Origin of the sequence: Mycobacterium sp., assembly GCF_035653355.1 — a bacterium.
GTDB lineage: Bacteria > Actinomycetota > Actinomycetes > Mycobacteriales > Mycobacteriaceae > Mycobacterium.
Map to the genome: position 1 here is coordinate 1 of NZ_DASRBZ010000411.1, position 10,736 is coordinate 10,736.

11 protein-coding genes and 1 pseudogene are annotated in these 10,736 nt (G+C 66.1%); 5 read left to right on the top strand and 7 right to left on the bottom strand.

From position 1 onward, the window contains the following. Both VFA16_RS14145 and VFA16_RS14150 read right to left on the bottom strand, forming a co-directional pair. On the bottom strand, positions 1-190 hold a 190-nt coding region (locus VFA16_RS14145), incomplete at its 3' end, for an alpha/beta fold hydrolase (RefSeq protein WP_324968422.1). 102 nt (positions 191-292) lie between these two features. Next, positions 293-1,039, bottom strand: a complete 747-nt coding sequence (locus VFA16_RS14150) for a class I SAM-dependent methyltransferase (protein ID WP_324968423.1) — start codon at positions 1,037-1,039, stop codon at positions 293-295. 196 nt (positions 1,040-1,235) lie between these two features. On the opposite strand from VFA16_RS14150, the gene VFA16_RS14155 reads away from it, so the two are divergent. The 3 genes from VFA16_RS14155 (at position 1,236) to VFA16_RS14165 (ending at position 3,646) form a co-directional block, all read left to right on the top strand. Beyond that, the gene (locus VFA16_RS14155) at positions 1,236-2,231 is read left to right on the top strand and encodes a GNAT family N-acetyltransferase (protein ID WP_324968424.1); all 996 of its coding nucleotides are present in this window, start codon (positions 1,236-1,238) and stop codon (positions 2,229-2,231) included. A gap of 79 nt (positions 2,232-2,310) precedes the next feature. Beyond that, complete coding sequence (locus VFA16_RS14160) at positions 2,311-2,961, top strand: DUF5642 family protein (protein WP_324968425.1); 651 nt, start codon at positions 2,311-2,313, stop codon at positions 2,959-2,961. A 28-nt stretch (positions 2,962-2,989) separates the two neighbouring features. Continuing rightward, complete coding sequence (locus tag VFA16_RS14165) at positions 2,990-3,646, top strand: DUF5642 family protein (protein WP_324968432.1); 657 nt, start codon at positions 2,990-2,992, stop codon at positions 3,644-3,646. A gap of 1 nt (position 3,647) precedes the next feature. On the opposite strand, the gene VFA16_RS14170 is transcribed toward VFA16_RS14165, so the two are convergent. After that, positions 3,648-4,244: an alpha-ketoglutarate-dependent dioxygenase AlkB gene (locus VFA16_RS14170; RefSeq protein WP_324968426.1), complete on the bottom strand. Its 597-nt coding sequence runs from the start codon at positions 4,242-4,244 to the stop codon at positions 3,648-3,650. A 91-nt stretch (positions 4,245-4,335) separates the two neighbouring features. Here VFA16_RS14170 and arcA point away from each other — a divergent pair, with 91 nt between their 5' ends. After that, complete coding sequence (gene arcA / locus VFA16_RS14175) at positions 4,336-5,544, top strand: arginine deiminase (RefSeq protein WP_324968427.1); 1,209 nt, start codon at positions 4,336-4,338, stop codon at positions 5,542-5,544. A 31-nt stretch (positions 5,545-5,575) separates the two neighbouring features. On the opposite strand, the gene VFA16_RS14180 is transcribed toward arcA, so the two are convergent. Both VFA16_RS14180 and VFA16_RS14185 read right to left on the bottom strand, forming a co-directional pair. Beyond that, a complete protein-coding gene (locus tag VFA16_RS14180) occupies positions 5,576-6,454 on the bottom strand; it encodes a hypothetical protein (RefSeq protein WP_324968428.1) in 879 nt (292 codons plus the stop codon). Between the two features lie 112 nt (positions 6,455-6,566). Beyond that, entirely contained in the window at positions 6,567-8,126 is a 1,560-nt protein-coding gene (locus VFA16_RS14185) for a dolichyl-phosphate-mannose--protein mannosyltransferase (RefSeq protein WP_324968429.1), read from the bottom strand. Between the two features lie 25 nt (positions 8,127-8,151). Between VFA16_RS14185 and rsmI the strand changes: the two genes are divergently transcribed. After that, positions 8,152-8,988 carry a 16S rRNA (cytidine(1402)-2'-O)-methyltransferase gene (gene rsmI, locus VFA16_RS14190; RefSeq protein WP_324968430.1) on the top strand — a complete coding sequence of 279 codons (837 nt, stop codon included), beginning with the start codon at positions 8,152-8,154 and terminating at the stop codon, positions 8,986-8,988. On the opposite strand, the gene VFA16_RS14195 is transcribed toward rsmI, so the two are convergent. Beyond that, complete coding sequence (locus VFA16_RS14195; protein ID WP_324968431.1) at positions 8,985-10,229, bottom strand: aminodeoxychorismate synthase component I; 1,245 nt, start codon at positions 10,227-10,229, stop codon at positions 8,985-8,987. The two genes, rsmI and VFA16_RS14195, sit on opposite strands and share 4 nt — an antisense overlap. A 21-nt stretch (positions 10,230-10,250) precedes the next feature. Further along, positions 10,251-10,736 (bottom strand): annotated as a pseudogene (locus VFA16_RS14200) (RNA polymerase subunit sigma-24); the annotation flags it as partial.

A 10,736-nucleotide genomic window follows, 5' to 3' on the forward strand; every position in this document is an offset into this window, starting at 1 on the left:
TGTGTGAGCCCAGCGGCCAGGTCGGCACGATACAGCGGAAACCGCGGCGCGCCAAGCTTTCGGCGACTGAGCGCCACAGTCGGCCGTCGACGAGGATCCCGTGCACGAACAGAACCGGCGGGTGCGCTGAATCCTGCGGTCCCAACTCCTCGTATTGAATGGTCGCCTGCCTGAGTGCCAGCTCTGCCATATCCGTTGCCCCTCCACGATCAGTCGGCATCAACCCCCAATCGAAGTCCAACAGCCGCTGCCAGATCTATCCGGTGAACTGCCAAACACTGCCAACGGCTCGTCACCCCGGCTTGCCGGCGGCGACGAATTGCAGCGCACGCTGGGTCTGCTGCTCAACGTCGATGAGGCCGGCCGACGAAAACAAGTCAACGAAGGCATGCCGGTCGAACAGCCGCAGCCCGATCATCCGGGCACCTGCCGTCATCGCGTAGCGCACCGGAGCCGGTTGGCGGGCATAGCTGGTCAGAATGGCGATCCGGCCACCCGGTCGCAGCACCCGCACCATCTCGCGGGCGACCTCGAAGGGATCCGGCATCAAGTAGAGCGCACCGAAACAGCAAACAGCGTCGAACGTTTCATCCCCGAACGGCAGGGTTCTGGCGTCGCCGCGCACGTAGCAGATTCCCGGGCCACTGTTGTCGGTCACTGCTCGGGTCAGCATCGGCTCGGAAATATCGAAGCCCACCGCGAGGCTTCCCGGCGGCATTTGCCGCGCCAGCGGACCCGTGAAGTTGCCGGGACCGCACGCGACGTCAAGCAATCGTTTGGCTTGCAACAAACGCAAAGCCGTCGATGCGCGCCGCTGTTCGGCGCTCGTGGTGACGCCACTGGCAACGTAGAACGCTGCCGGCCGCCACAACCGCTCATACACGGTCGCCACGAACGGGCTGTTCATTGCCCGCTGGGCAAACGTCGGCGCCGGCGACTCGGCCGATTCACCCAACACGTCGAGATGTCCGTGCCGCACCGACGCGGGCCTGTCCAGGAGGCTGCGGGTCAGCTCAAGCGCGTTATCGCTGCTGTGCATTGGTGGAGTCTGACGCGTCGTCGCCTCGGCGCGCACACCGGGCCGGTGCATCCTTGCCGCACCCGCAGACGACGCCATAGCCTTGGGCGAGTTGGACCGCAGCCGAAAGTCTGCGGTCCGGCGACGGTGACCAGGGGGTGACGGTCATGGCAATACGGTCGCGGCCCTGCGCGGGGCGCACGTCGGGGATGTCGCGGTGACCGAACTGACCAGCCTGCGCGCCGACGAGCTCGCAACCCTGGACATCTTCGAAGGATGTCCTGCCGAGGATCTGATGCCGTTGGCCGCGAGCCTGCAGCCCCTGCAGGCGGCCGCCGGTCAGGTGCTGATGCGGCAGGGTGAGCAGGCTGTTTCGTTCCTTCTCATCTCGTCGGGAACCGCCGAGGTCAAGCACGTCGGCGACGACGATGTCGTGATCGTCGAGCACGTGTCTGACGGCATGATCGTCGGTGAAATCGCCCTGCTGCGCGACATCCCACGCACCGCCACGGTCACCACGACCACACCGTTAACAGGCTGGATCGGCGATCGCGACGCTTTCGCCCGGATGGTGCATGTCCCCGGCATCATGCAGCGGCTTATTCGCACCGCCCGCCAGCGGCTGGCCGCATTCGTCGCACCGATCCCGATCCGACTTCGCGACGGAACCGAACTACTGCTTCGACCGGTGCTGCCCGGTGACAGCGAGAAAACCACCCAGGGACACGTCGAATTCTCCAACGAGACGCTGTACCGCCGGTTCATGTCGCCCCGAATCCCCAGCCCGGCCCTGATGGACTATCTGTTCGAGGTGGACTACGTCGACCACTTCGTCTGGGTGGTGACCGACGCCGAAGGCTATCCCGTCGCCGACGCACGCTTCGTTCGCGACGAGCATGACCCCACGCTCGCCGAGATCGCGTTCATCATCGCCGATCCCTACCAGGGCCGCGGGCTCGGTAGCTTCTTGATCGGTGCCTTGGCAGTAGCAGCTCGGGTAGCTGGAGTCGAGAAGTTTTGTGGTCGAATGCTTTCCGACAACCTACCGATGCGCGCGATCATGGATCGTTACGGCGCGCGCTGGGAACGTGACGATGTGGGCGTGGTCACGACAGTGATCGACGTGCCGCAGCCGCGCGAGCTGCCGTTCGGACGAGACATGGCTAACCAAATCAAACGAGTTGCCCTGCAAGTGATTCAGGCTGTCGGCTGATCCGCCGCAATGCCGCTGGCGGCGTGTCGGCGCATCTGATCTGGGCTGTCGCGTGGTATCAACGGGCATGCGGCTTGCGATGGCTGCCGTGGTGGTCATGCTGGTGGCGGCATGCGCTCACCCGGCCGGGTCGGCCCGCAATCCCTCGGTTACGTCGTCCCCAACTGGCATCGTTCGGATCAACCCGGCGAACATCAAACGGGTTGCCCGTGAGCTGCCCAGTGGTTATGAGGTGACCGGTCTTGCCACTGCAGCGGTCCCCGCAGCGGTCTGGGGTCTGGGAGGAGGCTTCACCGCACACCCGCCTCAGTGCGCGACGCTGGCCGACCCAGTCGGCGGCCGCAGCGAAACAGGACAAGGCTTATCAGGATCAGGTTCCGGCGGCATCGTCTACGCCGCGGTCGCGCCCGCACCAGCGAGCGTCAATGCTGCGGTCATTTCCCAGTGCCGGCAATGGACCATGGCGACGCGGCATGCCTCGGCCACCGTCCAGCTCGTCGAGCCGCCACGCATCCACGGTATCCAAACCGTCGGCATGGCAAGCGAAACCACCACGTCGGTCGAAGGCGGCACGGAAATCGCTTCTCAAGCAGAGACATTCGCCGCGTACCTGGGCGACTACTACGCGTACACCATGCTGATCACCGACCCCGGTTCAGTCCATTCGCCGCTGCCGCCGCAATTCGTCGCCGACTTATTGGTCAAAACGGTGTCCGCGCTACGCGGCTGATAGCCGCTCGTTGGGTAGATTCACCATGGTGTTAAAGGCGGCGCTTGCGGTGGCATGTGCGGGTTGGCTCGCCGCGTGCGCATCACCTGAATCGGCAGGTTCTGCGTCCGCGGATATTGCCAAAGTCGCCGACGTGAAGTCGAGTTTCGGCCCGGAGTTCCACGTGACCAGCATTGCGCCGACTGGTATCGATCCGAAGTTGCTGGCGGCGCAGAAGTTGCCGGACGGCCTGAAGTTCGAGCCGCCGGAGTGTGCGGAGGTCGCCCTTGCACCGGTAGTCCCGCCCGGTCTGCAGGGCAACATGGCCGCCGTTTCAGCCGAGGGCGAGGGTAACCGCTTCATCGCCCTCGCGCTCGAAACCTCCCAACCGGTGCCGGTTAACGATCCAGGAGCGGCCTGCCAAAAGGTGGGTTTCGCCGGCGGCGCGGTCCGTGGTGTCATCGAGGCGGTCGACGCCCCACACATCGCCGGCGCAAGGACCCTCGGGGTGCACCGGATTGTGCAGGCGGTCGTGGACGGGAAACCCCGAACCGGCGAGCTCTATGACTACTCCGCTCATTTCGGCAACTACCAGATGATCGTCACCGCCAACCCGCTGGTGCTTCCTGACAAGCCGGTGGTTCCCGTCAACACGCAGCGCGCCCGCGACCTGCTCGTCAAGGTGGTCGCCGCGGTCCGGGGCTGACTCAGCGCACGTCGCGCGGCCGGAACTGGATGCTGACGCGCGGACCGGTTGGGGTAGACGTCTTGGGAACCGAGTGTTCCCATGTGCGTTGACATGACCCGCCCATCACCAGCAGATCGCCATGACCCTGCGGCAGCCGCAACGACGGACCGCCGCCGCGTGGCCGCAATGCAAAGGTACGGGTGGCGCCCAGGCTGACGATCGCCACCATGGTGTCCTCACTGCTGCTGCGTCCGATGGTGTCGCCGTGCCAGGCGACGCTGTCGGCGCCGTCGCGGTACAGGCAGAGCCCCACGGTCGTGAACGGCTCGCCCAGTTCCCCGGCATAGATGTCGTTGAGTCGCCGACGTAGTAGCGCCAGCTGCGGATGCGGTGGCTCGTCGACCGTCAGGTCGTGAAAGCTCACCAGACGCGGTACGTCGACAACGCGGTCGTACATGTGGCGGCGCTCGGCGCGCCAGGGCACCGTCGACAGCAGCGCGTCGAACAGCTCGTCAGCCTCGGTCAGCCAGCCGGAGCGGATGTCGAGCCACGCGCCGTCGCTGAGGTAGCGGCGTTGGTCGAGCTCGAACAGCGAGCCCTGAACCGCGATCGCCATGGCCGCCAGTCTATCGCACGCCCGTTCGAAGACGCTGGCTCGGCGGGTCGCACCGCGGCGTCCGGGGGTGGCGGGCATTACCTTGCTATATGTGAGTGTCGCCGAACTGGGCACCAATTCCGAGGTCGGACGGCTGCGGGTGGCGATCCTGCATCGGCCCGGGGCGGAGTTGCGGCGACTCACCCCTCGCAACAACGACCAGCTGCTGTTCGACGGATTGCCGTGGGTGGCGCGCGCGCAGGAGGAGCACGACGCGTTCGCTGAGTTGCTGCGCTCCCGCGGTGTCGAAGTGCTACTGCTGTCCGATCTGCTGACCGAGGCGCTGAACAGCGGGGCGGCCAGGATGCAGGGCATCGCCGCCGCGGTCAACGACCGGCGGTTGGGATTCCCGTTGGCACAAGAGCTTTCGGCCTACCTGCGTGGCCTGGATCCGGCCAGCTTGGCGCATGTGCTGATGGCCGGCATGACGTTCACCGAACTTCCATCGGACACGCGCACCGACGTGTCGCTGGTGCGCCGTATGCACCACGCGGCCGATTTCGTCATCGAGCCGCTGCCGAACCTGGTGTTCACCCGCGACTCGTCGATCTGGATCGGGCCTCGAGTGATCATCCCGTCGCTGGCGCTGCCGGCGCGGGCTCGTGAGGCATCGTTGACCGACCTGATCTACGCCCATCACCCGCGATTCGCCGGCGTGCGGCGCGCATACGAATCGCACACCGCGCCCGTCGAAGGCGGCGACGTGCTGTTGCTCGCGCCCGGCGTCGTCGCCGTCGGGGTCGGCGAGCGCACCACACCGGCCGGCGCAGAAGCCTTGGCGCGCAGTCTGTTCGACGACGACCTGGCGAACACGGTGCTCGCCGTGCCGATCGAGCAGAAACGCGCCCAGATGCATCTCGACACGGTGTGCACCATGGTCGACACCGACGCGGTGGTGATGTACGCGAACGTGGTGGACACCTTGTCGGCGTTCACCCTTCAGCGCACCCCCGACGGCGTCAAGATCAGCGACGAGACGCCATTCGTCGAGGCCGCCGCGAACGCGATGGGCATCGACAAGTTACGGGTCATCGACACCGGGCTAGATCCCGTCATCGCCGAACGCGAACAGTGGGACGACGGCAACAACACCCTTGCATTGGCGCCGGGCGTCGTCGTCGCGTATGAGCGCAATATGCGAACCAACGCCCGCCTGCAGGACGCTGGTATCGAAGTGCTCACCATCGCCGCCTCCGAGCTGGGCACCGGGCGCGGCGGGCCGCGGTGTATGTCGTGTCCCGCCGCCCGCGACCCGCTGTAGTTAGCCGCGAGACAGAAGCTGTGGCTGTGATTCAGGCGGCTTCACGACCCTGACTTCTGGTTCGCGACGGCAGTACGTAACCGTGACGGGCGAGCGCATTCTGTGCCCGCCGGACGACGTCGGCACGCGAATGCTCCTTGATGACCTTGATTACGTGCCAACCAAGGCGGTCGACCATTTCCGCCCGCCGGATGTCTTTAACATATTGTCCTCGATCGGTGCGATGCTGGTCGCCGTCGTATTCGAGCGCCACCTTTGGCTCTTCCCAACCCATATCGAGGTACGCGACGAGGTGGCCATCGCTGACCCGAATCTGTGTAGTCGGTCGGGGTAGCCCAGCATCGATCATGACTAAGCGTAACCAGCTCTCCTTTGGTGATTCAGCACCAGCGTCCATCAGATCGATGGCTGTGCGCGCCCGCTTGTTCCCGCGGGCACCGGGGTAACGATTCACGAAGTACATGAGGCTGTCTCGACTGATGCCTGCGGCGCGGGCAAGTGCATCGAGGTGGGCAACCGCCATGTTCCGCGGAAGGTGTCGAGCGAGATCGAATCCCGCTCTCGCGGGGCTAACTACTGGTAAGCCGTCAATACAGGTGACTTCGTCAGGGTCGAATCGTTCGTCGCGAACGATGATGCCGGGAGGGTGGTGGTTGTTTCGCCAGAGCATTTCTATAGGCGCGTATTCATCGACCCACTTTGCGCCGTGTAGGGCTGCCGCGGCACGCCCGGTGATCACTGCCCGTCGGCCCGACCACAACCATGCTCCGATAGTCAAAGTCTCCAGCGACGGACACACGTCGTTCTGAATGTAGACATCACGGAAAATGCGCCGGTAGTTCCAGCGCAGCTGGCCGCGCGTCAGTAAGCCCATCGCCAGTGCCTCGCTGCCAATGAACACGTCATCCATGTCGTGATCATGGCTGTCAGCACCGACAACCTCGATGTGTGACGCCAAATAGAAGCCAGGGTCGTGATTGGGACGCAATCGCAGCCGTGGCTTCTGTCTCGCGACGAAAGAACTAACGCCAGCTGGGCAGCCAGATCTCCATGTTCCAGGTCGCTTGTGAGATCGGTTGACCGGTGAGCACCGGAAACAGCCACGCAAAGTTGGTCAGCACCAGCGCGACATAACACGACACCACGATCAGCCCAAGCGTGCGTCGTTCCCGGTTCTGCCCAGGCTGATACAAGATGTCGCCGAGAATCAGCGCGATCGCCATCACCAAAAACGGGGCCATGGTGGCCGCATAGAAGAAGTACATCTGACGGTCGATGTCGGCGAACCACGGCAGCCAGCCGGCGCAGTAACCAACCAGGACAGCGGCGTAGCGCCAGTCGCGGCGCACCAGCATCCGCCACGCCGCATAGCCAAGGACGGGCACCGACAGCCACCACATCGCCGGCGTGCCGACCAGCATCACGGCTTTCACGCACGATTGCGCCCCGCAGCCGGGAACGTTCTGCTGGTCGATCGCGTACAGCACCGGCCGCAGCGACATCGGCCATGCCCACGGTTTGGATTCCCACGGATGGTAGTTGCCGGCCGAATTCGTCAGGCCCGCATGGAATTTGTAGGCGTTATAGGTGTAATGCCACAGCGAGCGGATCGCGTCGGGCATCGGAAAGGACGCCTTCGGGCCGATCGACTGGCCTACCTCGTGGCGATTGATTGCGGTCTCGGAGGCAAACCACGGCGCATAGGTGGCCAGATACACCCCGAACGGGATCAGCAGCAGCGCATAGATGGTCGGCCCCAGATCACGGCGCAATACTCCCAGCCACGGTCGAGGCACCCGGTAGGCGCGGCGGGCGGCCACGTCGAATGCCAGCGACATCACACCGAAGAACAAGACGAAGTACAGCCCCGACCACTTTGTTGCGCAAGCCAATCCGAGTAGCACACCAGCGCCGAACCGCCACCAGCGCACGCCGAGCCTTGGGCCCCAGACTGTTTCGGCGCTGCGGCCCTCCAGAAGCGCGAGGTGCATACGTTCCCGGACCTCGTCGCGGTCGACCATCAGCGCGCCGAACGCCGCCACCACGAAGAAGGTGAGAAAGCCGTCGAGCAAAGCGGTCCGTGACGTAACGAAGCTCACCCCGTCGCCGATGATCAGCAGTCCCGCGATACCGCCCACCAGCGTCGATCGGCTGAGCCGCCGCACGATCCGCGCGACCAGCGCGACCACGATGACCCCGAGCAGTGCGCCGGTGAAGCGCCAGCCCAGCCCGTTGTAGCCGAAGATCGCCTCCCCGATAGCGATCAGCTGCTTGCCCACCGGCGGGTGAACGACCAGACCGAAGCCGGGGTTGTCCTCCACACCGTGGTTGTGCAGCATTTGCCAGGCCTGCGGCGCGTAATGCTTCTCGTCGAAAACCGGTGTGCCCGCGTCGGTCGGCGAACCGAGGTTCACGAACCGGGTCACCGCCGCCAACGCGGTGATCACCGCGGTCATCACCCAGCCCTGCATGCGGTCGAGCGGGCCGAAGTCGGGGACCGGCACCAGCGGCGCAGGGCTGATGACAGGTGCCGCCCGCTCGGCGACGGCGACAGGGCTTTCGCTGGGCGGGGCGGATGTCATCAACCACGATCGTAGGCTTTGGCCCATGAGCGGTGGTCGACTGTTGCTGGGCGCCACGCCGCTGGGCCAGCCGTCCGACGCCTCACCGAGGCTGACCGCCGCGCTCGGCTCTGCTGACGTAGTGGCCGCCGAGGACACCAGGCGGCTGCGCACACTGGCCAAGGCGCTCGACGTCCACATCGCCGGCCGAGTGGTCAGTTTCTTCGACCAAAACGAGTCGGCACGGGTGCCGGCGCTGGTTGCCGACATCGCCGCCGGCGCCACAGTGCTGCTCGTCACCGACGCCGGGACACCCGTCATCAGCGATCCCGGACATCGACTGGTGGTGGCCTGTGTCGACGCCGGTGTCCCGGTGACGTGCCTACCGGGACCGTCGGCGGTGATCACCGCCCTGGCGGTGTCCGGGTTGCCTTCGGAGAAGTTCTGTTTCGAGGGTTTCGCCCCGCGCAAGCAGTCGGCGCGCAGGGCATGGCTGGCGTCGCTGGCCGAAGAGCGGCGCACCTGCGTGTTCTTCGAATCTCCGCGCCGGTTGGCCGCCTGCCTGCACGACGCGGTCGACCAGCTTGGCGGGACGCGGCGGGCGGCGGTGTGCCGGGAACTGACCAAGGTCCACGAGGAAGTGGTGCGCGGGTCGCTGGAGGAGCTCGCCAAGTGGGCCAACGAGGGTGTACTGGGGGAGATCACCGTGGTGCTGGCCGGGGCGGCGCCACAGGCCGACCTGCCGGCGCTGGTGGCCGAAGTCAATGAGCTGAGGCGGCAAGGAATTCGAGTCAAGGACGCCTGCACCCAAGTGGCTGCCGCGCATCCTGAACTGCACTCGCGGCGTGAGCTTTACGACGCTGTCGTGCGCTCGCGTGGTTAACCGGCGCGGGCGGGTGCGGTGACCGCCGATGTGAGTCCAAGGATCGGCGCGGCCTTGTGTAGACACTCGTCCCATTCCGCGTCGGGATTCGAGTCCGCAGTGATTCCTCCGCCTGAGCCCAACACCGCGTTTCCCTCGGCGTCGAACTCGACGGTGCGGATAGCCACATTGAGTTCACAGCCCGCCATCGGTGACACGAAACCAATAGTGCCGCAATATACTCCGCGGTTGGGTTGCTCCCATTGCGAAATCAGTTGCCGGGCACGTAGTTTCGGGGTTCCAGTGACGGAGGCGGGCGGGAAGGCGGCGTCGAGCAGCGCCGAAGTCGGCAGCTCGACGGGCACCCGCGCCGACACCGTCGACACCAAATGCCACACGCCCGGTGCACGTCGTACCGCCAGCAGCTCAGGCACGCTCACTGTGCCGGTGAGCGCCACCCGGCCCAAGTCGTTACGGACGAGGTCGACGATCATGATGTTCTCGGCGACGTCCTTGACCGAGGATCGCAGCGCTGACGGAGACGCCTGCAACGGCAAGGTGCCCTTGATCGGGCTCGACGTGACGACCTCGCCGCAGCGCCGCAGGAACAGCTCTGGTGACAGCGATGCGACCGCCCCCCATGGACCGGCCACATAGGCGGCCCGGGCCGGCGAGGTGGCGGCGACCGCGTCGACGAAGAAGTCCAGCGGCGCCCCGGCGAGGCTCCCGGTGAACTGCGTGCACACACACGCCTGGTAGACCTCGCCGGCGGCGATCGCCTCCAGGCAGGCCAGCACCCCGGCGCGGTGTGCTGCCCGGTCGGCCGCAGCCCAGCCGATGCCCCAATCCCGGGCCGGTGCCGGTGTCGAGAGCGCCTCCGCGAGCCAGTCCGGCATCCGGACGCCGGACAGGCTCTCGTAAAACCACTGGCCGCGGCGATCGCAGCGCAGCACGCAATCGGTCCAGCCCCCGGCGGCTTGCGGTACATGCTCCGGCGCGCGGCCGCTGCCCGGGTCGGGGTAGGAGAGGTAGCCGACCCAGCCGCCGCCGACCGCGGTGGTGTCCGCGCCGGGCCGCACCGCGAAGACAACGCCAGGGTCGACCGGTTGCGCCGACACGCTCGGTGCGATCACGGCGAGCGCGCCGAACCAGTCGCCGGTCAGCGCAGCCGGCGGCGGCAGGCCGAGCCGGTTGGTGGCGTCGCCCACCGCGCGCAGCACCCGCGGTGCCGCGCCGAGGTCGCCAAGCCGGTCGATGCGCATTGCACCAGCTTGGCAGAAAGCTCAGCCGCGGCTGATTTCGCGTGCGGTCGCGATTGCGGTCAGCTTGTCGGGGTTGCGGATCGCGTAGAAGTTGGTGATCTTGCCGTCGGCGATCTCGACGGTGAAGACTCCCTCGAGCTGGTCGCCGCGGTATACCACGACCGCCGGCGCGGAGTTGCACAGCACCATCTCCAGTCGTACGCCGGGAACGCGCTTGACCCACCTGCCCAGCCCGATGACCGCGTTGGCGACCTTTTGGGCCCCGACTATCGGCCGCCGCGCCGCGGTCGCCTTGCCGCCACCATCGGCGGTCCACACCACGTCGGGGGCCAGCATCGACATCACGGTCTGCAGATCGCCGTTGGACGCCGCGGCCAGAAACTCCGCGGTGATGCGTGCGTTCTGTTCGGGGTCGACCGGAGCGAAACGCCGGCGGCGCGCCTGCACATGTTCTCGCGCCCGGTGCGCGATTTGGCGTACCGCCGAAACGGATTTGTCTACAGCAGA